This window comes from Xanthobacter tagetidis (genome assembly GCF_003667445.1).
Taxonomy (GTDB): domain Bacteria; phylum Pseudomonadota; class Alphaproteobacteria; order Rhizobiales; family Xanthobacteraceae; genus Xanthobacter; species Xanthobacter tagetidis.
The window spans coordinates 100,083-126,292 of sequence record NZ_RCTF01000002.1 but is presented as its reverse complement, the minus strand read 5'-3'; the positions used below and the strand labels follow the sequence as shown (position 1 = coordinate 126,292).

At 69.2% G+C, this 26,210-nt stretch carries 21 protein-coding genes; 16 read left to right on the top strand and 5 right to left on the bottom strand.

What is annotated here, in order from left to right; translation table 11 throughout:
* The first annotated feature begins 45 nt into the window (after positions 1-45).
* From D9R14_RS03410 to D9R14_RS03355, 12 genes are read left to right on the top strand one after another with little or no spacing between them, the layout of a single operon-like run.
* A complete protein-coding gene (locus D9R14_RS03410; RefSeq protein WP_121621908.1) occupies positions 46-2,976 on the top strand; it encodes a flotillin family protein in 2,931 nt (976 codons plus the stop codon).
* 12 nt (positions 2,977-2,988) lie between these two features.
* Entirely contained in the window at positions 2,989-3,426 is a 438-nt protein-coding gene (locus D9R14_RS03405; protein ID WP_121621907.1) for an SRPBCC family protein, read from the top strand.
* A 4-nt stretch (positions 3,427-3,430) separates the two neighbouring features.
* A complete protein-coding gene (locus D9R14_RS03400) occupies positions 3,431-3,883 on the top strand; it encodes an SRPBCC family protein (protein WP_121621906.1) in 453 nt (150 codons plus the stop codon).
* A 1-nt stretch (position 3,884) separates the two neighbouring features.
* A complete protein-coding gene (locus D9R14_RS03395; RefSeq protein ID WP_121621905.1) occupies positions 3,885-4,706 on the top strand; it encodes an FAD binding domain-containing protein in 822 nt (273 codons plus the stop codon).
* Between the two features lie 10 nt (positions 4,707-4,716).
* A complete protein-coding gene (locus D9R14_RS03390; RefSeq protein WP_121621904.1) occupies positions 4,717-5,199 on the top strand; it encodes a (2Fe-2S)-binding protein in 483 nt (160 codons plus the stop codon).
* Positions 5,200-5,210: 11 nt separating this feature from the next.
* Positions 5,211-6,959: a xanthine dehydrogenase family protein molybdopterin-binding subunit gene (locus tag D9R14_RS03385; protein WP_121621903.1), complete on the top strand. Its 1,749-nt coding sequence runs from the start codon at positions 5,211-5,213 to the stop codon at positions 6,957-6,959.
* Position 6,960: 1 nt separating this feature from the next.
* The gene (locus tag D9R14_RS03380) at positions 6,961-8,004 is read left to right on the top strand and encodes a xanthine dehydrogenase family protein molybdopterin-binding subunit (protein ID WP_121621902.1); all 1,044 of its coding nucleotides are present in this window, start codon (positions 6,961-6,963) and stop codon (positions 8,002-8,004) included.
* 3 nt (positions 8,005-8,007) lie between these two features.
* Positions 8,008-8,892: an AAA family ATPase gene (locus D9R14_RS03375; protein ID WP_121621901.1), complete on the top strand. Its 885-nt coding sequence runs from the start codon at positions 8,008-8,010 to the stop codon at positions 8,890-8,892.
* Positions 8,889-10,001, top strand: coding sequence for a vWA domain-containing protein (locus tag D9R14_RS03370; RefSeq protein ID WP_121621900.1), 1,113 nt, complete (start codon positions 8,889-8,891; stop codon positions 9,999-10,001). The genes D9R14_RS03375 and D9R14_RS03370 overlap by 4 nt, the downstream gene beginning before the upstream one ends.
* Positions 9,998-10,882 carry an amidohydrolase family protein gene (locus tag D9R14_RS03365; RefSeq protein WP_121621899.1) on the top strand — a complete coding sequence of 295 codons (885 nt, stop codon included), beginning with the start codon at positions 9,998-10,000 and terminating at the stop codon, positions 10,880-10,882. The genes D9R14_RS03370 and D9R14_RS03365 overlap by 4 nt, the downstream gene beginning before the upstream one ends.
* Before the next feature lie 12 nt (positions 10,883-10,894).
* Positions 10,895-11,746, top strand: a complete 852-nt coding sequence (locus D9R14_RS03360) for an N-acyl homoserine lactonase family protein (RefSeq protein ID WP_121621898.1) — start codon at positions 10,895-10,897, stop codon at positions 11,744-11,746.
* 11 nt (positions 11,747-11,757) lie between these two features.
* Positions 11,758-13,386: an isochorismatase family protein gene (locus D9R14_RS03355; protein WP_121621897.1), complete on the top strand. Its 1,629-nt coding sequence runs from the start codon at positions 11,758-11,760 to the stop codon at positions 13,384-13,386.
* A gap of 4 nt (positions 13,387-13,390) precedes the next feature.
* On the opposite strand, the gene D9R14_RS03350 is transcribed toward D9R14_RS03355, so the two are convergent.
* Entirely contained in the window at positions 13,391-14,380 is a 990-nt protein-coding gene (locus D9R14_RS03350; RefSeq protein ID WP_121621896.1) for a LysR family transcriptional regulator, read from the bottom strand.
* 279 nt (positions 14,381-14,659) lie between these two features.
* Here D9R14_RS03350 and D9R14_RS03345 point away from each other — a divergent pair, with 279 nt between their 5' ends.
* From D9R14_RS03345 to araD1, 4 genes are all read left to right on the top strand, one after another.
* Positions 14,660-15,178 (top strand): TRAP transporter small permease, encoded by a 519-nt coding sequence (locus D9R14_RS03345; protein ID WP_170168471.1) that lies wholly within the window; start codon positions 14,660-14,662, stop codon positions 15,176-15,178.
* A 1-nt stretch (position 15,179) separates the two neighbouring features.
* On the top strand, positions 15,180-16,457 hold the full coding sequence (locus D9R14_RS03340) for a TRAP transporter large permease (protein WP_121621894.1): 1,278 nt from the start codon (positions 15,180-15,182) through the stop codon (positions 16,455-16,457).
* 24 nt (positions 16,458-16,481) lie between these two features.
* On the top strand, positions 16,482-17,468 hold the full coding sequence (locus D9R14_RS03335) for a TRAP transporter substrate-binding protein (RefSeq protein WP_121621893.1): 987 nt from the start codon (positions 16,482-16,484) through the stop codon (positions 17,466-17,468).
* A 105-nt stretch (positions 17,469-17,573) separates the two neighbouring features.
* Positions 17,574-18,569: an AraD1 family protein gene (gene araD1 / locus D9R14_RS03330; protein ID WP_121622098.1), complete on the top strand. Its 996-nt coding sequence runs from the start codon at positions 17,574-17,576 to the stop codon at positions 18,567-18,569.
* A 164-nt stretch (positions 18,570-18,733) separates the two neighbouring features.
* Here the strand turns inward: araD1 and cls are convergent, their stop codons facing one another.
* From cls to D9R14_RS03310, 4 genes are all read right to left on the bottom strand, one after another.
* A complete protein-coding gene (gene cls / locus D9R14_RS03325) occupies positions 18,734-20,179 on the bottom strand; it encodes a cardiolipin synthase (protein WP_121621892.1) in 1,446 nt (481 codons plus the stop codon).
* Between the two features lie 115 nt (positions 20,180-20,294).
* A complete protein-coding gene (locus D9R14_RS03320) occupies positions 20,295-22,142 on the bottom strand; it encodes a response regulator (RefSeq protein ID WP_121621891.1) in 1,848 nt (615 codons plus the stop codon).
* A complete protein-coding gene (locus D9R14_RS03315) occupies positions 22,129-22,986 on the bottom strand; it encodes a CheR family methyltransferase (protein ID WP_121621890.1) in 858 nt (285 codons plus the stop codon). The genes D9R14_RS03320 and D9R14_RS03315 overlap by 14 nt, the downstream gene beginning before the upstream one ends.
* 99 nt (positions 22,987-23,085) lie before the next feature.
* On the bottom strand, positions 23,086-26,157 hold the full coding sequence (locus D9R14_RS03310) for a response regulator (protein ID WP_245420529.1): 3,072 nt from the start codon (positions 26,155-26,157) through the stop codon (positions 23,086-23,088).
* Positions 26,158-26,210 lie beyond the last annotated feature (53 nt).

Below are 26,210 nucleotides of genomic sequence, written 5' to 3'. Positions count from 1 at the left end.
GGGCCGGCCAAGCCAAGTGACCCGGAGACGGGCGGGAGGAAGATCATGTCGGGACAGCTGATCGGAGCGCTGATCCTCTGGCTCATCGTGGCGGTGATCGTCATCGCCATCGTCGTCTATCTGGTGAACTGGCTCTACCGCCGGTCCTCGAAGGAAGTGTCCTTCGTCCGCACGGGCTCGTTCGGCGAAAAGGTGGTGATCAATGGCGGCGCCTTCGTGCTGCCGTTCATCCACGACGTCACGCCGGTGAACATGAACGTGCTCCAGCTCGCGGTGACGCGGGCGAACAACGACGCGCTCATCACCCGCGACCGCATGCGGGTGGACATCGACGCCGAGTTCTACGTCCGCGTGAAGCCGGAGAGGGAGGCGGTCGCCATCGCCGCCGCCACCCTCGGCCGCCGCACGCTCCAGCCGGACCAGCTCAACGCCCTGCTCTCCGGCAAGTTCATCTCGGCTCTGCGCACCGTCGCCTCCGAGATGACCATGGAGGAGATGCACGAGAAGCGCGGAACTTATGTGAGGCGCGTGAAGGAGGCGGCCGCCGAGGCGCTCGACCAGAACGGCCTGATCCTGGAATCGGTCGCGCTCACCGACCTGGACCAGACCGACCTGCAATTCTTCAACCCCTCCAACCGCTTCGATGCGGAAGGCCTGACGCGGATCATCGAGGAGATCGAGGACAAGCGGAAGCTGCGCAACGACATCGAGCAGGATTCGATGATCCGCATCCGCACCCGCAACCTGGAAGCCGAGCGGCAGGCCCTCGACATCGAGCGCGAGAGCGAGGCGGCGCGCCTGGAGCAGCAGCGCGACATCGAGATCAAGCGCGCGGTCCAGCGCGCCGAGGTCGCCCGCGAACGCGCCTCGCGCGATACCGAGGCCGAGCAGGCGCTCATCCTCTCCCGCGAGGAGATCGAGAAGTCCCGCATCTCCAATGAGCGGGCCATCAGCGAGGCGCGCATCGCCTCCGAGCGGGACATCCGCCACCGGGAGATCGAGCGCACCCGGGCCGTGGAGGAAGCCGAGATCGCCGCCCGCGAGCAGGTGGAGAAGGCCCGCATCGCCAACGAGGAGGCCATCAACGCCGCCCGCATCGCCTCCGAGCGCCTGATCCGCCAGCAGGAGATCGAGCGCGCCAAGGTACTGGAGGCGGCCGAGATCGCCGCCCGCGAATCGACCGAGCGCGCCCGCATCCTCCAGGAGGCGGCGGTGAGCGCCGAGCGCATCGCCCGCGAGCAGGAGGTGCGCAACCACGAGATTGAGCGCACCCGCATCCTGGAGCAGCAGGACATCGCGGCGCGCGAGGCGGTGGAATCGTCCCGCATCGCCCAGGAGGAGCGCGTGCGCGCCCTCCAGATCTCCCGCAACAGGGCGCTGGACGAGGCGGAGATCGCCGCCCGGGAGGCCATCGAGAAGGCGCGCATCGCCCAGGAGGACGCCGTCACCGCCGAGCGCATCGGCCTGGAGCAGCGCACCCGCCTCCTGGAGATCGGCCGCACGGAGACCGTGGAGTCCGCCGAGATCGCCGCCCGCGAGGCGGTCGAGAAGGCGCGCATCTCCCAGGAGAAGACCGTCTCCACCGAGCGCATCCAGCGCGACGAGGCGGTGCGCAGCCTGGAGATCGCCCGCAACAAGGCGATCGACGCCGCCGAGATTTCCGCCCGCGAGGCCACCGAGGCCGCGCGCATCGCCCAGGAGAAGGCGCTCGCCGCCGAGCGCATCGCCGCGGAGCTCGCCACCAAGGCGCTGGAGATCAAGCGCAATGCCGATCTCGACGCCGCTGAACTCGACCGCCGCGATACGGTGGAGCGCCAGCGCATTGCCACGGAACTGAAGCTCGAAGAGGAGCGCATCAACTCCACCAAGACCCGCGAGCTGCTCCAGATCACCCAGAAGAAGGCCATCGAGGTGGCGGAAGAAGAGCGCGCCATCGCCCTCGCCGCCAAGCGGGTGGAGCGCACCGGCGCCGACCGCGAGCTGCGGCAGGCGGAGATCACGGCGCGCCAGCAGGTCGAGACCGTGGACATCCAGCGCGAACAGGCGCTTGAGGCGGCCCGCATCGACCGCCGGCAGGCGCTGGAGCAATTGGAGATCGCCCGCAACCAGTCGCTCCAGGAGGCGCAGATCGCCTCCAACGAGGACGTGGAGCGCGCCCGCATCTCCTCCGACCGCGGCCTGGACGAAGCCCGCGTCGGCCGCCAGCGCGAGCTGCGCAAGCTGGAGATCGAACGCGAGCGCGAGGTGGAGGCCGCCGCGATGGACAAGGCGATCGCGCTCTACGCCAAGTCGCTGGAGGAATCCGCCGCCCAGGCCAATGCCGAGATCGCGCGCGCCAAGGCGGTGGAGGCCGAGGAGCGGGTGAAGACCATCCGCGAGAGCGAGGGCGCCAAGCGTCGCCGCACCGTGGAGGTGATGCTCGCCGAGAAGGTCGCGGACGAGACCCGCATCGCCGCCGAGGCGGAGAAGGTGCGGCGCGCCGTCGAGGCCGAGGCGCAGAAGCTGCTCTACGAGGCGGAGAACGTGCTCTCCGACGGCGCCCGCTACGGCCTGTTCCGGCGCCGGCTGCTGGACCGGATCGAGGGCATCGTGCGCGAGAGCGTGAAGCCCATGGAGAAGATCGAGGGCATCCGCATCCTGCATGTGGACGGGCTGGCGGGAATGGGCGGCGGCGCGGGCGGCGCCGCGCGCTCGCCCACCGACGAGGTGATCGAGAGCGCGCTGCGCTACCGGGTGCAGGCGCCCATGATCGACCAGGTGCTGAAGGAGATCGGCATCGAGGGCGGCAACCTCGCCAAGATGGGCGGGCTCATGCGCGAAGCCTCCGACATGCAGCGCGTCGCCAAGGATGCCGCACCGCGCGAGGGCGGCGGCGGCTCGGGCAAAGGCAAGCCGGAGGCGAAGGGGCCGGACGGCAAGGGTGGCGGATCGGGCAGCGGATCGGGCGGCGGCTCCGGCCCCGCCGAGAAGGCTTGAGGAGGAAGCGACATGGCCCGCGTCTACGTCTCCTCCGTCATCTCCGCTCCCGCGGCCCGGGTCTGGGCCCGCGTGCGGGACTTCAACGGCCTGCCCAACTGGCACCCGGCCATCGCCGAGAGCCGCATCGAGAACGGCGAGCCGGCGGACAAGGTCGGCTGCATCCGCGCCTTCGCGCTGCGCAACGGCGACCGGCTGCGCGAGCAGCTGCTGGGCCTGTCCGACTACGACATGTTCTGCACCTACTCGATCCTCGATTCACCCATGCCGCTCACCAATTACGTGGCGACGCTGCGGCTCACCCCCATCACCGACCAGGAACGGACCTTCATCGAGTGGTCCGCGGACTTCGACTGCGCGCCCGAGCGCGAGGCGGAGCTGGTCGGCGGCATCGGCGCGAATGTGTTCCAGGGCGGATTCGACGCACTCAAGCGCGCATTCGGAGGGTGAGGCCATGCCCCACGTGGTCCGCAGCACCATCATCGACGCGCAGGTGGACCGGCTCTGGGCTGTGCTGCGCGACTTCAACGGCCACGACCGCTGGCACCCGATCGTCGCCCGCAGCCACATCGAGCGCGCCCAGCCGTCCGACCGCGTCGGCTGCGTGCGCCGCTTCGTCCTTCGGGACGGCAGCGAGCTGCGCGAGCAGCTGCTGACCCTCTCTGACCTCGAAATGACCTTCAGCTACTGCCTGCTCGATACGCCGATCCCGCTGTTCAACTACGTCGCCCACGTGCGGCTGCTTCCCGTCACCGACGGCAACCGCAGCTTCTGGCACTGGGAGAGCCGCTTCACGACGCCGCCCGGGCGCGAGGCGGAACTGGCGCGGATCGTCGGCGACGAGGTCTACACCAACGGCATCGAGGCGGTGCGGCTGCTGCCCGAACTCACGCGTGAGGACGCCTGACATGCTCGACGTGCGAACCTGCGCCAGCCTTGCCGAAGCCGCCGGCATCCTCTCCGGCGACCGCCAGGCGCTGCTCGTCGGCGGCGGAACGCTGGTGATGCGCGACGTGAACGAGGGGCGGCTCACCGACGGCACGCTGGTGCGCGTCACCGATCCCGCGCTGACGCAGATGTCGCTCTCCGGCGCGCGCCTGGAGCTGGGGGCCGGCGTGACCATGGCGATGGTGCTGGCGCGGCCCGAACTCGCCTTCCTGCACGGCGCGGCCCGCGCCATCGGCGGGCCGGCGGTGCGCAACATGGCGACCATCGGCGGCAACCTCTTCGCGCCCATGCCCTATGGCGACTTCACCACCGCGCTCCTGGCGCTGGATGCTCTGGTGGTGGTGCAGTCGGGCTATGGCGCGGGCCGCCCGGTGCCGCTGGAGGAATTCCTCGCGGCGCGCGAGCGGGGCAGCCAGGGCATGGTGACGGCGCTTCAGGTGCCGCGGCCGCAGAACCCGCAGCATTTCCATTTCCGCAAGATCAGCCGGGTCAAGCCCAAGGGCATCGCCGTGCTCTCCATCGCCGCTCACCTGCCGCTCGCCGGCGGCCGGGTGGCGCAGGCCCGCATCGCCTATGGCGCCATGGCGCCGACGCCCATGCGCGCCAAGGGCGTCGAGCGCGCCCTCGAAGGCCGCGCGCTCGACGCCGCGACGCTCGCCGCGGCGCGGCAGGCGGCGCTCGAAGGCACCCGCCCCGAGACCGACGCCATCGCCAGCGCCTGGTATCGCCGCGAAGTGCTTCCCGTCCATCTCGCCCGGCTCCTGGCCGGCGCCGCGCGCTGAGGGAACCGAAATGGCCAAGCACCCGGTCCAGTTCCGGCTCAACGGCTCCGATCGCGCCACCTTCGTGGACGGCGCCGAAAACCTGCTCAATACCCTGCGCCGGGGGCTCGGCGACTTCGCGCCCAAATACGGCTGCGGCCAGGGCACGTGCGGCGTGTGCACCGTGCTGGTGGACGGCGAGCCGCATCTGTCGTGCCTCACCCTCGCAGTCGCCTGCGAGGGGCGCCACGTGGAGACCGCCTCCGGCATGGCCGACGGGCCGGACTTCCACCCGCTCCAGGCGGCCTTCATGGACCATTTCGCCGCCCAGTGCGGCTTCTGCACGCCCGGAATGCTCACCGCCGCCCGCGCCCTGCTGGCGAAGAACCCCAACCCCACCCGCGACGAGGTGGTGGAGGCGATCAGCGGCAACATCTGCCGCTGCACCGGCTACGAGCCGATCATCGCCGCCATTCTCGCCGCCGCCGGTTCATCCGGCGCGCGCCGCGCCTGAAGGAGGCCGCCATGCTTGAGATGCGCAAGGACCTCTTCGCGGACGAACGCGACGACAATCTCAACGAAGTGGGCAAGGGCTCCCAGCGCCAGGACATGCCGGGGCACGTGACGGCGCGCACGCGCTTCTTCGACGACCACGCCTTCGACGGCCTGCTGCACCTGAAGGTGGTGCGCAGCCCGCACGCCCATGCCCGCATCCGCTCCATCGACATCGCCGCCGCCGCCCGCGCGCCGGGGGTGAAGCGGGTGCTGCGCGGCGCCGACGTGCCGGTGAACAAGAACACGCTGCTCAGCCTCATCAATTTCGGCAAGGACGACGAGCCGACGCTGGCGGTCTCCAAGGTCTGCTACAAGGGCGAGCCGGTGGTCGCCATCATCGCCGACACCGAGGCCCAGGCCCATGCCGCCCGCAAGCTGGTGCGGGTGGAGTACGAGCCGCTGAAGCCGGTGTTCGACGTGGAGGAGGCGCTGAAGCCCGGCGCCCCCGTGGTCAACGAGACCTATCCCGGAAACTACTTCGAATATCACGAGCGCTTCGACCATCAGAAGCTGCGCTTCGGCGACGTGGACGCCGCGTTCGCCCGCGCCGACCAGGTGGTGGAGGCGCGCTACCAGATGTCGCCCATCGAGCACGCGCCCACCGAGACCAACGGCACCATCGCCGCGCCCGAGCACAATGACCGCTACGTGGTGCATTCCTGCGCCCAGGGCCTGTTCTTCTCGCTCGGCACCACGGCGAAGATCCTCAACCTCGAATCCAACCGCCTGCACTTCATCGGCGGCACGGTGGGCGGCGGCTTCGGCGGCAAGGTGGATTCGCTCACCGAGCCGCTGGCGGTGCTCGGCGCCATGCTCACCGGCCGGCCGGTGCGCTACGTGCTCGACCGCGAGGAGGAGATGCTCACCGGCTCGCCGCGCGGCGCCGAGCGCATCTATGTGAAGGACGGCGTGATGCGGGACGGGCGCATCGTCGCCCGCCACATCCGCTCCTATTTCGATGCCGGCGCCTATACCCGCCTGTCGAGCTATGCGGCGATCAAGTGCACCGCCCACATCCCCGGCCCCTATTCCATCCCCAACGTCTCGTCCGACGTCTACGTGGCCTACACCAACCGCTGCCCCTCCACCGCCATGCGCGGCTTCGGCGTCACGGCGGTGGACTTCGCCATCGAGGTCCACATGGACCGGGTGGCGGAGGCGGTGAACATGGACCCCATGGAGCTGCGCATCCTCAACGCCTACCGCGACGGCGACATGAAGGCCCATCGCCGGGTGGCCAAGAACACCGCGCTGATCGAGTGCGTGCAGGTGGCGGCGGAGAAGGCCGGCTGGCCGCTCTCCGACACTGCACGGCGCCAGACCTCGGTGGCGAGCGGCGGCGCGGGCGAGCGCGGCCAGATCCCGGCGACCGTGATCGACCAGCGCGGCCAGATCGGCCGTCCCGATACCCGCACCGGCGGACCGACCCAGACGCTCCCCGCCGGCACCACCCGCATCGCCCTCAGCAAGGAGCCGGTGATGGAGGGCGCGCGCGATGGCCGCGCCGCGCCGACCCAGGTTCCGCGCTACGAGCCGGCGCCGCGCCACGAGCCCGCCCGTGCGCAGCCACCGGCCTACGCGCCGCAGCCGGCACCGCCTGCTCCGTCCTATCAGCCGGCGAGCCCGCCGCCGGCACCGCCCGCCCCGGCCCCCTCCCCGGCGCACACCCAGCACGGCGCGGTGCGGTTCTCCTCCGTCTTCGGCACCAGGAGGCGCTGACATGGCCCTTTACGAAGGCCGCGGCATGGCCTCGGTCAACTATCCCATCGGCATGAATCTCGGCGGCGACCCGAGCCAGGCCCTGATCCATTCCAACCCGGACGGCAAGTTCACCGTCGCGCTCTCGGCCATCGACCTCGGCCAGGGCATGAAGCAGGTGTCGCGCCAGATCGCCGCCGAAACGCTGGGCGTGCCCATCGAGGACGTCTATGTGGACACCGCCGACAGCGACACCGGCCCCCACGACATGGGCTCGTTCGCCTCGCGCGGCACCCACCGCATGGGCAATGCCGTCATCGCCGCCGCGCGCGAGGCCCGCGGCGTGCTGCTGGAGGCCGCGGCGGAGGAGCTGGAGGTGAGCGCCGACGACCTCGTCACGGACGGGCGCGGCAACATCCATGTGCGCGGCGCGCCCTCGCGCAGCATCACGGTGAAGGCCACCGCGCTCGCCGCCCAGTTCAAGCAGGGCCGCACGATCGCGGGCCGCGGCATCTTCCTGATCCCGCTGTCGGCGGTGGACGCCGAGACCGGCGAGATGAACCCGAACACCGCCTTCGCCCATGCCTGCCTGGTGGCCGACGTGTCGGTGGACGACGAGACCGGCGAGGTGACGGTGCTGCGCATGACCAGCGCCTACGAACTCGGCCGCGTCATCAATCCGCGCATGGTGGAGCAGCAGCTGGCGGGCGGCGCCTGGATGGGCATCAGCCATGCGCTCTACGAGACGCCCGAGCCTTATTATCCCGACCCGGAGCACGGCCCGCGCGACTTCAACGAATACCTCATGCCCGGCCCCGGCGACATCGCCCCCTATCACGTCACGGTGCTGGAGCGCCCGGCGCCGGACGGGCCGTTCGGCGGCAAGGGACCGGGCGAGATGTGCGCCAACCCGGTGCTGCCCGCCATCGCCAACGCCATCTACAACGCCGTCGGCGTGCGCGTGGACGAACTGCCGATGACGCCGGAGAAGATCCTGCGCGGCATCAAGGCCAATGGCGGCGTGCGCCCCCAGCCGCGCCGCGGCGGCCCGGCGAACTGGCGCTGACCCATGGCCCTGCGCACCAATGTAGCCGGCATCGCCAGCCCCGAGGCGCTCGCGGACGCCCTGCGCGCCGCGATGTATCTCGCGGACGACGGCATCGCCACGGCCGGCTATCTGAGCCTCGCGCTCGGCAAGCCGCTGCTGCTGGAAGGCGCGCCGGGCGTCGGCAAGACCGAGGCGGCGAAAGCCCTCGCCGGCATACTGGGGCGCCAGCTCATCCGCCTGCAGTGCTTCGAGGGCATCGACGCCGCGGCCGCCCTCTACGAGTGGAACTATCCGCGCCAGATGCTCGCCATCCGCCAGGCGCGGGAGGGCGAGAGCATCGACATCTACCGCGACGACTTCCTGATCGAGCGGCCCATGCTCGCGGCCTTGCGGCGGCCGGACTCCACCGTGCTGCTGATCGACGAGATCGACCGCTCGGACCATGAGTTCGAGGCCTTCCTGCTGGAATTCCTCTCCGACTTCTCGATCTCCATCCCCGAGCGCGGCACGCTGCGCGCCGCCGAGCGGCCGGTGGTGGTGCTCACCTCGAACCGCACCCGCGAGCTGCACGAGGCGCTCAGGCGGCGCTGCGTCTACCACTACATCGCCTATCCCGAGCCGGAGCGGGAGGCGCAGATCATCATGATGCGCTCCTCCGCCGTCGCGGAAGGCACCGCGCGGGCGGTGGTGCATGCGGTCGGCCTGCTGCGCCAGGAGCCGCTGGCCAAGCCCCCCGGCGTCGCCGAGGCGGTGGACTGGGCCGAGGCGGCGACCGCCCTTGCCGGGACCGGCGCGCCCTGGCCGGAGGCGTTCCGCCGCGCCATCGGCACCGCCATCAAGGACGAGGAGGACCTCGCCTTCCTGCGCCCGCGGCTGCATCTCATCATTCCCGGAGCGGCAGCATGAGCGCCCGCCTGCCCGCCGCCGCGCGCCCCTTCGTGGCCTTCCCGACCCTGCTGCGGGAGAACGGCTTCGCGGTGGCGCCGGAGCAGACCATGGCCTTCCTCATGGCGGTGGAGCTGCTCGGCCCGCGCAGCATGGAGCATGTGCGCCGCGGCGCTGCCGCCACCCTCGCCCCGCCGGTGGAGCGCCGGGCGCTGTTCGACGCATTGTTCGACCAGCATTTCCTCGGCGCCATCGCCGAGCCGGGCGAAGAGGAGCTCGAGGCCGACGAGGAAATGGGCGCCCAGGACGATGCCGGCCTTAAGGAGGTGATCCTCGGCGAGGAGATCAACGAGACCGGCGAGGCGCCCACCGGCGCCGAGGCGCTCTCCGTGCGCCGCCTCGCAAGCCTCACCGACAACGAGGTGCTGCGCCGCTTCGGCCGCGCCTTGCCCGCCGCCCTGCCGCGCCGCCGCGGCTATCGCCGCAGGGCCGCCCGGCGCGGCCCCATGGTCGACCTCGCGAAAAGCCTCAGGGACGCGATCCGCCACGACGGCGAGGTGATGAGCCTCAAGCGGCTGCGCCGCGTCACGCGCCCGCGGCCGATCCTGCTGCTGATCGACGTCTCCGGCTCCATGAAGCAGCGCACCAATGCCAACCTCGCCCTCGCCCATACCATCGTCCAGGCGGCGCCGCGGGCGGAGGTGTTCACCTTCGGCACGCGGCTGTCGCGGGTGACGCGGGCTCTGAAGCGGCGCCGGCGCGAGCAGGCGCTCATGGAGGCCTCCGCCCTGGTGCCCGACTGGGACGGCGGCACCCGCATCGGCGATGCGCTCCAGGCCTTCCTCGCCGTGCCGCGCTTCGCCGCGTTCGCGCGCGGCGCGGTGGTGGTGGTGCTCTCCGACGGGCTGGAGCGCGGCGATCCCCAGCCTTTGGTCTCCGCCGTCGCGCGGCTCGCGGCGCGGGCGCACCGCATCGACTGGCTGACCCCGCTCGCCGCCGACCCCGCCTTCCGCCCGGAGACGCAGGCGCTGCGCCTCATCGCGCCGCGCCTCGCCCGGCTCGGCGACGGCGCCACCACGGCGCGCATCTGCCGCCACATCCTCTCGCTCGCAGGCCCGGAGGCCGCATGACCGGCATCGTCGACAGCCATTTCCACATCTGGCGCCAGCAGGACCTGCCCTGGCTGCTCGGCCCCATGGTGCCGCGCATCTTCGGCCCCTACGAGCCGATCCGGCGCGACTATCCCGTGGAGGAATATCTCGGCGACTGCCGCCCCAGCGGCGTCACGCAGGCGGTCTACGTGCAGGCCAATTGGGCGCCCGCGCGCTTCATGGACGAGGTGGACTTCGTCACCCGCGCCTCCGAGGACAGCGGCTTTCCCCTCGCCATCGTCGCGTATGCGGACCTTCTGGCCGGCGATGCGCGGCCGCAGTTCGACCGCCTCGCCGCGAACCCGCGCGTGAAGGGCGTGCGCATGCAGCTCCACTGGCACGAGAAGGAGCTCTACCGCTTCGCCGGCGCGCCCGATCTGTGCCTCGACCCGCGCGTCGTCGCCAATGTGGGACACCTCGCAGACTACGGCTTCAGCTTCGACCTCCAGGTGTTCGCGCCGCAGATGGCGGGGGCGGCGGAACTCGCCGCGCGATGCCCGGACGTGACCTTCGTGCTGCAGCACGCCGGCATGCTGGAGGACCTCTCGCCCGCAGGCATCGCGGACTGGCGCAATGGCATGGCGCTGCTCGCCGCGCAGCCCAACGTGACGAGCAAGCTGTCCGGCCTCGGCACCTTCCTGCGCGCCAATGATGACGCCCACGTCGCCTTCGTGGACGGCGAGACGCTCGGCCTGTTCGGCCCCGAGCGCTGCCTGTTCGGCTCCAATTTCCCCATCGAGAAGCTCTGGACCACCTATGCCGCGCTCCTCGCCGCCCACAAGGCGGCGGTGCCGGAGGCGGCGGCCATGAGCGTCTTCAACGAAACCGCACGGCGGATCTACCGCCTGACCAATACCTGACGGAGGATACCCATGGCGCTCGAAATCAAGGTCCTGGACTTCGGCGATATCGAGCTTGAATCCAGCTTCCTGGTGCTCGGACGGGACTGCGGCCGCACGCGCCGCGTCCCGACCTACGGCTTCCTGATCCTCGGCGGCCCCTGGCCGGTGGTGGTGGATACCGGCTACCGCAGCAACCAGATCATGGAGACGCTCGGCATGCGCGGGCTCCAGTTCCACGAGAACATGATCGAGAACCAGCTCGCCAAATACGGCGTGCGCATGGGCGACGTGCGCTACGTGATGCACACCCACCTGCACATCGACCATGCGGGCAAGGACGACCTCTTCCCCATGAACACGACGGTGATCGTGAACCGCCGGGAACTCGAATACTCGGTGTCGGGCCTCATGCACCCGCAATATCCGGCGCCCGACATCAAGCACCTCATCGACCGCCTCCACACCCGCGACGCGCTGCGCTTCGAGGACCTGGAGCTGACGGGGATCATCGAGCTGTTCCCCGGCTGCTACCTGGAGGCGGCCGGCGCCCACACGGAAGGCTCGATGAACGTGCACGTGGACACCGTGGAAGGCCGCTGCACCCTCTGCGGCGACGTGATCTACGACTTCAACGACCAGATCGTGACCCCCTTCCACGAGATCAGCTTCAACGAGCCGCGCACCACCGGAAATCACGGCGTGTCCAAGCGCCAGGAGAAGGCCGCCATCAAGAAGCTCCTGGCGAGCGGCGCCCGCTTCCTGCTTCCGGTGCACGACAAGGGCGCGAAGATCGAGCGCGGCCAGGTGGTGGGGCGCATGGACATGGCGGTGCCAGGGCCCGTGGTGCAGACCCTGCCCGCGCGCAACTGGTTCGCGGCCTGACGGAGGACGCCATGACCACCCACGCCGCACTGCGGCCCGGCTTCGCCGATCTCATCGACCTGTGGGCGCCGGTCCGCCAGATCGGCACGGGCTTCCAGTTCACCGAAGGGCCGGTCTGGCACCCGCGCGACCACCACCTCCTGTTCTCGGACATGCCGGGCGACGTGCGGCGGCGCTGGGATGGGCGCGGCGTGACCGAGGTCATGCGCCCCGCCAACAAGTGCAACGGCATGACCTATGACGCGGAGCTGAACCTCCTCGTCTGCGAGCACGCCACCTCGTCCTTGGTGCGCGAGCGGCCGGACGGGCGGCGCGAGGTGGTCGCCTCCCAGTTCGAGGGCATGGAGCTGAACAGCCCGAACGACGTCTGCGTGAAGTCGGACGGCGCGATCTACTTCTCCGATCCCTGGTACGGGCGCATGCCGGTCTACGGGGTGGAGCGGCCGCGCCAGCTCGGCTTCCAGGGCGTCTACCGCATCCCGCCCGGCGGCGGCGCGCCCGAACTGCTGGTGGACCGCTATCTCTTCGCCCAGCCGAACGGCCTGTGCTTCTGCCCCACCGAGGCGCTGCTCTATGTGAACGACACGGTGCAGCACGTGATCCGCGTGTTCGACGTGCGCGCCGACGGGCGGCTCGGACCGGGGCGGGTGTTCGCCTCCGGCATCGTCTCGCCCTACGAGCCGGGCGTGCCGGACGGCATGAAGTGCGATGCCGAGGGCAATGTGTGGGTGTGCGGGCCGGGCGGCGTGTGGGTCTATTCCCCGGCCGGCGAGCTGATCGGCCAGGTCCGGGTGCCGGAACTCGTCGGCAACCTCGCCTGGGGCGGAGCGGATTGGCGCACCTTGTTTCTCACCGCCACCCATTCGGTCTATGCGGTGGAAACGAAGGTCGGGCCGCGCATCGAGCCGTTCATGCGCGCCGCCGCAGGGGCGCGGGCGAACGGCGGCGGGGGCAGCGGCGGCGCGGCACGGCCGGTCTCGGGCGTCGCCCCGGCGACCGTCGCCACCAGCGCCGTCAAGAAGGCCGCGCCCGGCTTCCGCCTGGACCCCTCCCGCTGCGCCGTCCTGATCCAGGACATGCAGAACGACGTGGTGATGGACGGCGGCGCCTTCGCCTCGTCCGGCTCGCCGGCCCATTGCCGCCAGCAGAACGCCATCGCCAATGCGGCGCGTCTCGCCGAGGCGGCGCGCCGGCGCGGCATCCCGGTGATCCATGTCTGGTTCGTGGTGGAGCCGGGGGCGCCGGGCGTCACCATGAACTGCCCGCTGTTCGAGGGGCTGGCCGACGCCAACGCCCTGGTGCGCGGCGGCTGGGGCGTGGCGCCGGTGCCGGGCCTGGAGGCCAGAGCGGGCGACCATGTGGTGGAGAAGCAGCGCATGAGCGCGTGGGAAGGCTCGCGCCTCGAAACGGTGCTCAGGGCGCTCGGACGCGACGTGGTGATCGTCACCGGCGCCTGGACCAACATGTCCATCGAGCACACCGCCCGCACCGGCGCCGACAAGGGCTATTTCATGGTGGTGCCGGAGGATGCCTGCTCCACCATGAATGCGGAATGGCACACGGCCTCGGTCAATTACGCGCTCCAGAACGTGGCCGTGGTGACGGACGTGGACGAGGTCATCGCCGCCACCGGCGGGTGAGGCCTCAGGCGGTCGGCACGGCTTCGCTGCGCCACGCCGACCCCTCGTCCTCCGACCGCACGGCGGCCTCCAGTGCGCCCCCGCTGAACTCCTCCACCAGCATCTGCGCGGCGGGGGAGAGCGTGCGGTCGCGCCGCCGCACCAGGAAGTAGGGATCGCTGCGGGTGCGCAGGCGCAGCGGCAGGATGCTCAGCATCCCCGCGCGCCGGAAGAAGTCAGCCACGTCGGTCGCCATCAGCGCCAGCATCCGCGCGTTGCGGTCGATCAGCGACAGCGTGACGAATGCCGACGTGGTCTCCACCACCCCGCGCGGAAACGGCAGGCCATGGTCGTGAAACTCGCGCTCCAGATAGCGGTGCATGGGCATGTTGGCCGAGAAGGCGACCCAGGGCGAGGACGCGAGATCCAGCAACGACAACGCGCGCGCCCGGACGAAGGGATTGTCCACGTGGCCCACCACCGCCAGTTCTTCCTCGCGCACCGCAACCGCGTCATAGGCGTCGCTGCGATGGCTGATGCTGGTGCGGCACACCGCGAGGTCGAGCCGCCCGTCGTCCAAGAGCTGGAGCAGGCGCTCGCTGGTGTCCTCGACGATCTTCACGGACATGGTGGGCTGCTTGGCCTGGAGCCGCGCGATCACCTGCGTGGTCGACGGCACGGCGCCCATGATCATGCCGATGGCGACGCGGCCGCCATGGCCTTCCAGGATGCCGGCCATGTCCTCGCGCAGGTGCCCGAGGTCGGTGTAGATGAGGCGCGCATAGCGGATCACGCAATGGCCGAGCTCGTTCGGCTCCAGCCCGCGATTGGTGCGCAGGAAGAGCTGCGCCCCCAGCGCCTCCTCGATCTCCTGCAGCGCCTTGGTGGCGCCCGGCTGGCTCAGAGCCACCTGCTTCGCCGCCTTCAGGATCGAGCCTTCGTCGTCGATCGCCACCAGCAGGCGGATGTGCTTGAGACGCAGACGGGCAGCGATGGAGCTGAGCGAGGGCAACATCCGTTATAGCCTTTTGTTATATCGCTATCAGCACCCGTCATTTTGCAGAGGGTAGACATTTGCCTATCTTCTACATTGAGCGGGATACTGCACTGCAGATTGGCGTATTGCAAATAAAAATGGTATAAATTTCCGATATATAAAAGGAAATACGGCCGCGCCAGACGAATTCGGATGCTGCATTGCGGCGCCGCCCGCCATTCTTTCTGCCATTGCGCCGCTCAAGCCGAACCTGGCCCATCAACGGGACAGGGAACAAAGAATTCGCCGGGGAGGCTCATGCAGAAGATCGCCAATCTGCCGTTCAAGCTCATCGAAATCCTGCTCGTGGTCGGCATCGCCGCCATGAGCCTCATGGTGTTCCTGAACGTGGTCCTACGCTACGCCTTCAGTTCGGGCATCCCCTTCTCGGTGGAAGTATCCCGGCTGATCTTCGTCTGGATCATCTTTCTCGGCGCCATCCTCGCGCTGAAGGAGGGGGCGCATCTCAGCGTCGATTCCCTCATCCGATGGCTGCCGCGGGGGCCGCGTCTCGCCTGCTTCTGGGTCAGCCGCGCGCTGATGCTGTGGTGCTGCTGGCTGCTCTGGCAGGGCAGCTGGGTGCAGACCGTCATCAACTGGAACAACCTCGCGCCCATCTCCGGCATCTCGGTCGGCACCATGTATGCCGCCGGCCTGGTCGCCGCGGCCTTCATGGGCCTCATCATCCTCGCCGACATCTGGCGCACCATCCAGGACATGAGGGCCGGGCGCGCGGACGCGGGCCTTCCCCCCGAACACGCGGCCGGAGCCGACTGACATGACGGTCCTCGTCTTCCTCGCCTCGCTCCTCGGGGCGATGGCGATCGGCATGCCCATCGCCTTCGCGCTGCTCGTCTGCGCCATGGCGCTGATGCTGTTCATGGGCAATCTCGACGCCCAGATCCTCGCCCAGAAGCTGATCGACGGCGCCGACAGCTACCCGCTGATGGCGATCCCCTTCTTCCTCATCGCCGGCGAGCTGATGAATGCCGGCGGCCTCTCGCGCCGCATCGTCAATGCCGCGATGTCGCTCGTCGGGCACCTGCGCGGCGGGCTCGGCTACGTGGTGATCGCCACCGGCGTCGCCCTGGCGAGCCTGTCGGGCTCCGCCATCGCCGACACGGCGACGCTCGCGGTGATGCTCGCGCCCATGATGCGCAAGGCCGGCTACCGCATGGACCGCTCGGCCGGCCTGATGGCGGCCACCGGCATCATCGCGCCGATCATCCCGCCCTCGGTGGGCTTCATCCTGCTGGGCGTGACCGCGAACCTCTCCATCACCCGCCTCTTCATCGCCGGCATCTTCCCCGGCCTCCTGCTCGGCGTGGCGCTGACCATCGCCTGGTGGTGGCTGTGCCGCAGCGACCGGCACCAGACGCTGCCGAAGGCGACATGGCCGGAGCGGTGGGCCGCGATCAAGGCGGCCGGCTGGGCCATGGTGCTGCCCGTCATCATCGTCGGCGGGCTGAAGTTCGGCGTGTTCACGCCCACGGAAGCCGGCGTGGTGGCGGCGGCCTATGCCTTCCTCGTCAGCGTCGTCGTCTATCGCGAGCTGACCCCCGCCTGGCTCTACGTCTCGCTCCTGAGCGCGGCGAAGATGACCGCGGTCATCATGATCCTGGTGGCGGCCTCCATGGTCTCGGCCTGGCTCATCACGGTCGCCAACGTGCCGCAGCAGGTGGTCGGGCTGCTCAGCGGAATCATCGAGTATCCGACCCTGCTGATGTTCGTCCTGCTGATCGTGCTTTTGCTGGTGGGGACCGCGCTGGATTTCACGCCGTCCATCCTGATCCTGGTGCCGGTGCTGATGCCGGTGATCAAGATCGCCGGCATCGACCCGATCTATTTCGGCGTCATCTTCATCATCGCCGCCGCGGTCGGAATGATCACCCCGCCCGTGGGCGCGGTGCTCAACACGGTCTGCGGCGTCACCAAGATCCGCATGGAGGACGCGGTGAGGGGCGTCATGCCCTTCCTCATCGCCGAGGTCGCCGTGCTGATCCTGCTGGTCCTGTTCCCGGCGCTGGTGACGGTGCCGGCGTCCTGGTTGCACTGAACGATAATCAAAACGGAGGAAGCCATGCGCCTGTTCAAGATCGCCGCCGCCGCGCTCGCCCTCGCCTGCTCGGCGGGCGTTGCCAGCGCCCAGACCAAGCTCGGCTATGTGCCCACCGAGGACCACCCGGTCGGCCAGGCCGTCAACCGCTTCGTCGAACTCGTCAAGCAGAAGAGCGGCGGGCGGATCGCCATCACCCCCTATTCGGACGGCAAGCTCGGCAACGAGCCGCAGATGCAGTCCTCCATCCAGGGCGGCTTCCTGGAGATCATGGTGGGGCCGACCTCGAACCTCGTCGGCGCCATCAAGGAATTCGGCATCTTCGACCTGCCGTTCTTCTTCGCGAACTTCAAGGAGGTCGACGCGGTGATGGACGGCCCGGTGGGCGCGGCTCTGTTCGAGCGGCTGAAGGGCCTCAACATCGTCGGCCTCGCTTATTGGGACAACGGCTTCCGCCACACCACCAACAACCGCCGGCCGATCGAGAAGGTGGAAGACTTCGCGGGTCTCAAGATCCGCGTGATCCCGAACCCCCTGTTCATCGACACCTTCGCCGCGCTCGGCACCAACCCGGTGCCCCTGCCCTATCCGGAGCTGTTCAACGCCCTGGAGAACCGCACGGTCGACGCGCAGGAGACCCCGGTCGGCCTCATCTATGCGAGCAAGTTCTACGAGGTGCAGAAGTTCCTGAGCCTCACCGGCCACGTCTATACGCCCTTCGTGCTACTCGCGAGCAAGAAGTGGTTCGACGCCCTCCCCGCCGCCGACAAGGCGCTGGTGATGGAGGCCGCGCAGGAATCCGCCGTCTACCAGCGCAAGCTTTCGCGCGATGCCGCCGACAACATCGCCAATGTCCTGCTGGTGAAGGCGGGCATGAAGGTGAACACCCCCACCCCGGAAGAGCACGCCCGCATGCGCGCCAAGGTCCAGCCGGTGGTGGAGAAGTACACCAAGATCCTCGGCGAGGACCTGGTGAAGCAGGCGCGCGACGCCATGGCGAACGCCAAATAGGCACAAGCCCCACCTGACCCGGGGCGCCGAACCGGCCGCGCGGCCGGCCGGCGCCCCTCCCCGCCCGCCCGGCGGCCTTTCAGAACATCAATGGAGAGCATCCTCATGCGTCTGGTTCAGTTCGATGCCGCCGATGGCGCGCGCTTCGTCGGCGTCGTGGACGGGGCGACGATCCGGCGCATCGCCGGCGCGCGTACCACCCGCGAGCTCGCTTTGGCGGCGATCGCCGACGGCGTGTCGCTCGTCGCGAAGGTGGAGGCGCTCGGAACCGACGGCACGCTGGACTACGAGCAGCTCATCGCCGAAGGCCGCATCCTGCCGCCGCTCGACCATGACGACCCGGCCCACTGCCTGATCGCGGGAACGGGCCTCACCCACCTCGCGAGCGCCGCCGCCCGCAGCCAGATGCACCAGAAGCTGAAGGATGAGGCCGAGACGCTCACCGATTCCATGAAGATGTTCAAGTGGGGCCTGGAAGGCGGCAAGCCCACGGACGGCAAGCCGGGCGTCCAGTCAGAATGGTTCTACAAGGGCGACGGCGCCATCGTGGTGCGCCCGTTCGCGCCCTATCCGGTGCCGGCCTTCGCCGACGACGAGGGCGAGGAGCCGGAGGTGGTCGGCCTCTATGTGATCGGCCCGGACAGCAGGGCCTACCGGCTCGGCTACGCCATCGGCAACGAGGCGACGGACCATGTGATGGAGAAGAAGAACTATCTCTATCTCTCCCACTCCAAGCTGCGCCACTGCTCCTACGGGCCGGAGCTCTATGTGGGCCCCCTGCCGCGCCATCTGGTGGGCACGGCGCGCATCCGCCGCGGCAGCGAGGTGATCTGGGAGAAGCCGTTCCCCACCGGCGAGGACAATATGTGCCACTCGCTGGACAACCTCGAATACCACCACTTCAAGTACGACCAGTTCCTGCGACCGGGCGACGTCCACGTGCAGTTCTTCGGCACCTCCGTGGCGTCCTTTGCCGACGGCATCCGGACCCAGGAGGGCGACGTGTTCGAGATCGAGATTCCGGAGTTCGGCAAGCCGCTGGTGAACGCCATCACCCGCGTCGCGCCGCGCTTTGAGATTGGCGCCGTGGTGGCGCTCTGACCTGACGAACGACGTCACACCCGGCCCGGCGGCTCTTCAGCCGGGCCGGATCCCGCTCCTGGCTTCGCACCGGCGACGGTCGAAGCCGGAGGCTGTGGCCGGGGCGCCGTGCGCGGGGGTGCGGCGTCCCGGACGCGCGGTGCCTGCCCGCGCCATGCGCCCTGTCAGAGAACTGGGCCGAGCATGGCGATCGCGTTGTTCCAAAGCTGGCGCGGGCGGCCATAGGCCTCCACCTCCGCACGCGTCACCGCTGTGGCGGCGTCCATGAACACCTGCTGGCGCGCCCGCATCTGGACGGTGAAGGCGGGATCGTAGAGCAGGATGTTGTTCTCCGCGTTCAGCTCGAAGCTGCGGCGGTCGATATTGGCAGAACCGATCAGCGTCACCTCGCCGTCGAGGGTGAGCGTCTTGGCGTGCAGCAGCCCGCCCTCATATTCGCGGATCTGGACGCCGGCCTCGATCAGGTCCCGGTAGTAGCTCCGGCTTGCCGCCGCCACGATCCAGGAGTCGTTGCGGGCGGGGAACACGATGGTGGTCGAGACCCCGCGCCGGGCGCTGCCGCACAGGGCCGCCTGGATCGGTTCGTCGGGCACGTAATAGGGCGTGGTGATGACCAGTTCGCGCCGCGCCGCGTTCATCAGCGCCACGAACGTCTCCGGCATGGCCGAATAGCGCACGCCCGCGCCCGAGCCGATGGCCTGCGCGACGAAGCCGGGCGCGTCGCCCGGCAGCGGCTCGGCGAACAGCGGGCTCAGGTCCTCGTCGACCTGCGACATCCAGTTCGCGGCGAACAGATGCTGCTTTTGCCGCACGATCGGCCCCTCGAACCGTGCCAGCACATCCACCCAGGGGGCATATTTCGCCTTCACCGCAAACGCCGCGTCGGCGCAGTTCTGGCTGCCGCAATAGGCGATGCGGTTGTCCACCACCACGATCTTGCGATGGTTGCGCATGTCGATGCGCCCCTTCAGCGGGCGCAGCAGCGGATTGCCCACCGGCAGCGCCGCCGCGAGGCGCACCCCGGCCTCGGCCATGTCGCGCCAGTGGACGGAGCGCACCAGCGCGCGCGAGCCGAGGTCGTCGACGATCACCCGGCAGACGACGCCGCGCGCAGCGGCCCGCTTCACCGCCGCCATCACCTTCAGCCCGCTGCCATCGGCGAGCCAGATGTAGAACAGCACGTGGACGCTGTGCCGGGCCGCATCGATGTCGGCGACCATCGCTTCGACGGCCGCGGCCGAATCGGGGGTCAGAGCCGCCCGGTTTCCGGCCACCGGAAGAAACCCGTTCACCGAATGGCCGACCCGGAACAGCGGGATATATCGCTCCGGCACGGCCGCCTCGGCCGAGGGTCCGGCGATGCCCTCCGCCGGTGGAAGCGTCTTCAGGGCAGCATGCAGCCGCGCGACGCGGCCGCGGCCGAGATTGACCTCCCCGAACAGGACGTAAGCGAGAACGCCCACCACCGGAGCCAGCGCGATCACCAGAACCCACGCGAAGCGCGAGGCCGGCTCGCGATGCGGGCGCAGCAGCGCGCGCACGATGAAGACAAGCTGGAGCACGGCCTGCGCGGCGAACAGCATCCAGGCGAAGACGGCGGAATCGTGCATGTCGGCGGCCGGCGCTGTGAACCTTGGACGCCGCATTAAACCATGTTCGCCCCGCGCGCGAGTTCGGCGCGGCGGGCGAGGCCGGCGGCGCGGGCGACCGGAGGGGGTGCGCCGGTCAGGCCACGCCGCGTGCGCGCGGAAACAATTGCGCCGCCGCATCGAGCAGGTCGTGGTGCAGGAAGGGCTTCTGCAGCACGGCCACGGATCCGAACGCGCTCGGCAGGTTGGCGCGGTCGTAGCCGCTGACGAACAGGAACGGCACCTTGCGCCGCGCCAGTGCCTCCGCCACCTCGCCCACCGGCTCGCCGCGCAGGTTGCCGTCAAGGAAGGCGCCGTCCAGCGGCACGCTCTCTATGATCTCCAGCGCCTGCGCGCAGGTGCCGGCATGGCCGACGATCTGCGCACCGGCATCCTCCAGCACGCTGGCAAGCTCCAGCGCCACCAGGGGCTCGTCCTCGATCACCACGAAGCGGCACCCGGCAAGCCGGCGGCCCGCGCGCGCGGGCGGCTCCGCCTGCGGCGGCTCTTCGGTCTTCGGCTGGGGCTGGAGGGTCGCCGGCGCCGCATCGCGCGGAAGCGGCAGGCGGATGTGCCATGAGATGCCGGACGGGCCGATGCTCAGCCGCGCATCGCCGCCTTCCGCGCGCGCGCCCTGCTCCACCAGCGTGGTGCCGAAGCCGCGGCGCGAGAAGGCCTTCGGCGCCGGCGCGCCGCTCTCCAGCCAGTCGAACGCGAGCCGGCCGTCCTCCACCCTCCAGGATATGTCGACCCGGCCGCTCTCGCAGGAGAAGGCGCCGTACTTGGTGGCGTTGGTGCCGAGCTCGTGCACGATCATGGCGAGATGCAAGGCCAGCTGCGGCGGCAGCATCACGTCGGGTCCGAAGGCGGACATCCGCTCCGGATCGAACGCGCCCAGGCGCAGCTGGTCGTCGATGAGGTCGGACACGCTGGCGCCGTGCCAGCCGCAGGAGCTGAGAAGCGAGTGCGCGCGCGAAAGCGCCTGGATGCGGCTCGAGAAGGTGCTGGCGAACTCGGCTCCGTCGGCCGCATGGCGCAGGGTCTGGGTGGCGATGGCCTGGACCGTGGCGAGCGTGTTCTTCACCCGATGGTTCAGCTCGCCGATCAGCAGGCGCTGCGTGTCCTCCGCGTGGCGGCGCTCGGTGATGTCGAGAATCTGGGCATTCAGCGAGGCCGTCTGGCCGTTGCGGTCGAGCAGCACCGACAGGCACCACTCGCATTCCGCCCGCGTGCCGTCCGCCCGCTGCGCGGCGGCGTGGTGGACCACGCGCGGGCTGCGGCTGGCCGCAAGCTCCGTCGCCATGCCGGCGATCGCCGCGGCATCGGCGTTTGAAATCCAGCCGGTCTCGGCGAGCGGCCGGCCGATCATGTCCCGGGCCGGGAAGCCGAACATGCGCTCCGCGCCCTTCGACCATATGGCGATGCGCTGCTCGGCATCGAACTCCACCACCGCCAGCGGGGAATTGTCGCGGTGCGCCTGGAGGCGCTCCAGCGCGACGGACAGCAGATCGGCCGACCGCCGCAGTTCGTCCCGCTGGCGTGCCAGGTCCTGACGCTGGCGCCCGAGTTCGTAGAACACGTTGGCCTTGGTGCGCAGCATCAGCGGGTCGACCGGCTTCAGCAGATAGTCGACGGCCCCGGTTTCGTAGCCGCGGAAACGGCGGTGCTCGTCGGTGGCGACGGCGGTGAGGAAGATGATCGGGATGGCGCTGGTGCGCTCGGTCCCGCGCAGGATCTCCGCCAGCTCGAAGCCGTCCATCTCGGGCATCTGCACGTCGAGCAGGAGCAGCGCGAAATCGTGCCGCAGCAGGAGTTCCAGTGCCTCCGCGCCGCTCGACGCCATGTGCAGTTCGAGGCCGTCCCGGCGCAGCAGAGCCTCAAGCGCGATCCGGTTGGTTTCCAGGTCGTCGACGATCAGGAACTTGATCGGCTCAGGCGAGGACATGGGTCACCTCCCGCGCGGCGTCGGCGGTCATCCGGCGGCGGTAAATCCGATCCGACGGGGCAAAATCGGCGAAGGCGTCGGACCAGCGGGAAAAGCGCAGGGTCTCGCGCGGGCCGAGCCCGAGGAATCCGCCGTGGACCAGCGCATCGCGGAACAGGCCGAGCGCCCGGTCCTGGAGCGGCCGGTCGAAATAGATCAGAACATTGCGGCAGGACACGAAGTGGATCTCCGAAAACACCTCGTCATTGGCGAGATTGTGCGAGGTGAACACCACCCGGTCCCTGAGGCTCTTGTCGAACACCATGCGTCCGTAGCCCGCGGTGTAGTAGTCGGACAGCGACGATTTTCCGCCCGAGGCGCGATGATTCTGGGTGAACTGTACCACCCGCTCCAGGTCGTAGACACCCGACTCCGCCCCGTGAAGCGCCACGGGGTTGATGTCGGTGGCGTAGATGATGGCCTTGCCTTCGAGCCCTTCCTCCCGCAGCAGGATGGCGAGGGAATAGACCTCCTCGCCGCTGGCGCAGCCGGCGATCCATACCTTCACCGAGGGATAGGTGCGCAGATGCGGCACCACGGTCTCCCGGATCGTGCGAAAATAGGAGGGATCACGGAACAGTTCGCTCACCTGCACGGTGAGAATATCGAGAAGACGCGGCAGCAATAGGGGCTCATAGAGGATACGACCCTGGAGTTCCGTCAGCGTGGCGCATCCGAACTCCTGCCGCGCCCGCTCCAGGCGCCGGGCGATGGAGGTCGCCGAATAGCCGCGGAAATCGTAGTGATGGCGGCGAAAGATCGCCTCCAGCACCAGATCTCGCTCGATGTCGGCGATGTTTTCCATCACCTCCCGGACCTCGTCTCGATCATGGGCACGGGTTTTTCGCGGCTCATCTTGCGCACTCCATCACACTCCGGTTCCGCATCGTCGTCGCTGCTGCCCTCATTTGGGCATCCACACGCGCACCAGGGAGAGAAGCTTGTCCACGTCGAACGGCTTTGCGAGATAATCGTTGGCGCCGGCGGCCAGGCACTGCTGCTGATCGCTCACCATCGCCTTGGCGGTCAGCATGATCACCGGCGTGTTGCGCCAGCGCTGGCGCGTGCGAATTTCCCGGGTGGCGCTGAGCCCGTCCAGCTCCGGCATCATCGCGTCCATGAGGATGATGTCGCATGCCGGCACCTCGCCGCTCTCCATCCGGTCGAGCGCGGCCAGCGCCTCGCGGCCGTTGCGGGTGATCTCCAGGTGGGCGCCGTGCGGCTCGAAGATCGAGGTCAGGGCGTAGACGTTGCGCACGTCGTCCTCCGCGATCAGGATGCGGCGCCCTTCCAGGGTCGAGTCCCGGTTGAGCGACAGCGCCAGCATGCGCTGCTTTTCCCGCGGCAGCTCGGCCACCACCTGGTGCAGGAACAGCGTCACCTCGTCGAGCAGGCGCTCGGGCGACTTGGCGCCCTTGATGATCACGGACTTGGAATAGCGGCGCAGCCGCAGTTCCTCGTCCTGCGAGAGGTCGCGCCCGGTATAGACGATGACCGGCGGAAACGAATAAGCGTCGTCGTTGGCGAGCAGTTCCAGCACGTCGAAGCCCGAGGCGTCGGGCAGGCTGAGGTCGAGCACCACACAGTCGAAGGTCTGGGCGCCGAGCCGCTCCAGCGCCGCGGCGGCGGTTCCGGCGCCCTCCACTTCCACCTCGCGCGTGGCGAGCAGCGCCTTCATGCTCTCCAGTTGCCGGTCGTTGTCCTCCACCACCAGCACCCGGCGCAGCCTCTGGGACAGGCGCTTCTCCATCCCTTCGAGCGCACCGACCAGTTCGTCGCGGCGCACCGGCTTCAGCATGTAGCCGATGGCGCCCAGGGACAGAGCGGTGTTGGTGTAGTCGCTCACCGAGACCACGTGCACCGGAATGTGCCGCGTCTTCGGATCGTGCTTCAGTCGGTCGAGCACCGACAGCCCGGTATGGTCGGGCAGGCCGATGTCGAGGATCACGGCGTCGGGCAGATACTTGCGCGCCAGTTCGACGCCCTCGTCCGCGCTTTCGGCGACGAGGCATTGGAAGTGCACTTCGTGGATGAGGTCGCACAGGATGCGCGCGAAGGCCTCGTCATCCTCCACCACCAGGATCGTGCGGCGCTCCGCATCGAGCCCGTCCCGGTCGTCCCACAGGCCGCGCGCGCGCGGCGGCGGATCATTTCTGGGGGGCGGAGCCGGCGGGGCCGACGTCTCCTCGACCATGGCTCCCAAGCGCGGCTCCACGCGCTCGGCGTCGTATTTCTCCGGAACGACGAGGGTAAAGGTGCTGCCTTTGCCGGGCGTGCTGTCCAGTTCTACCGAGCCGCCGAGCAGCCGTGCCAGCTCGCGGGCGATCGACAAGCCCAGGCCGGTGCCCCCGTATTTGCGATCGATGGTGCCGTCCGCCTGCCGGAACGCCTCGAAGATCAGCCCATGCTGCTCGGGCGCGATGCCGATGCCGGTGTCGCGGACCGAGAAGGCGACGAAGCCGTGCGGCCGCCGCACCAGGTTGAGCACGACCTCCCCGGCATCGGTGAACTTGATGGCGTTCGACAGGAAGTTGCGCAGGATCTGCTCCAGCCGGACATTGTCGGTCTCGATCTCTCCGGGTGCGTCGGCAGCCGTCTGGGTCCTGAAGACGAGCCCCTTCTGCTGCGCCTGGGCCTGAAACGCCGATGCGAGCTTGTGCATCATCGAGGGGACCCGCACCGGCGCCACGTGGACGTCCACGTGGCCCGCCTCGATCTTGGAGATGTCGAGGATGTCGTTGATCAGCGTCAGAAGGTCATTGCCGGAGGCTTCGATGGTCTGCGCATACTTGATCTGCTCGTCGGACAGGTTGCCATCGCGGTTGTCCGCCAGCAGGCGGGACAGGATGAGCAGCGAATTCAGCGGCGTGCGCAGCTCGTGGGACATGTTGGCCACGAACTCCGACTTGTAGCGGTTGGCCTGGGCAAGGTCGCGGGCGTGCGCCTGCAGCTCCTTCTGCGCCCGCGTGAGGTCGTCCCTCTGCACCTCGAGCTGCCGCGTCTGCTCCTCGAGCTGGGCATTGGTCTGCTCCAGCTCCGCCTGCTGGCGCTCCAGCCGCTCCTGGGATTCGGACAGGGAGCGGCTTTGCTCCTCCAGTTCCTCGTTGGCGCTGCGCAGAGCGTCGCTCTGCGCCTGCAGCTCTTCCGACTGGCGCTGGGTCTCCTCCACGAGATCCTGGAGCCGGTGGCGATAGCGGGCCGAACGAATGGCGATGGCCACCGAATGCGCGAGCCGCTCCAGGAGCATGAGCTCGTCTGCCCCGACCTGCCGCGCAAAGCCGAACTCCAGCACCGCCTTCAGCAGCCCGTCGGCTTCGGCGGGCACGATCAGGAGATTGGACGGCCGCGCCCGCCCGAGGCTCGACCCATAGGAAATGTATCCCTCCGGCACCTCGCGAACGAAGAACGAGCGCCGGTCGCGCGCCGCCTGGCCGATCAGGCCTTCGCCCAGCTTGAGGTTGCTCGGTGCCGCGCCGGCGTCCGGCAGCGCGTAGGTCGCGCCGCGGCTGAGCACGTCTGCCTGCACCAGATAGAGCGCGGCCACCTGGGCATCCAGATACTCGGCCAGGAAGGTCATGACGCGATCGCTCAGCTGGTCAAGCGTCAGCTCGCCCGACATGCGCGCGGCAAGGCCCGCCTGCGCCGACTGGAACCATTCCTGGCGCTCCAGCTTCACCTTGCTGGAAATGAAGTAGTAGCCGGTCGCCGCGATGATCCAGGCGGTGCCGAGCCCGAGCGTGCGGTTGGTCAAGGCCAGCACGGGATCTACGCCGAGCGGCGGCGCATAGATCAGACCGCCGATCACCAGCACGCTGGCGAGGGCGGCGAGGGCGATCGGCAGATATCTGTTGCGGCCGAGATAGGCGAGCGCCACCGGCAGGACATAGATCACCCACACCGCCGCGCCGATCGGCTTCAACATATCCACGACGAGCGTGCACAGGGTCAGGGCGACAAGCGAAAGGGCAAGGATCAAGTCGGCTCTGGACGTGCGCGCGCCGGCCATGGAAATACCTTCTGGAACAAGAT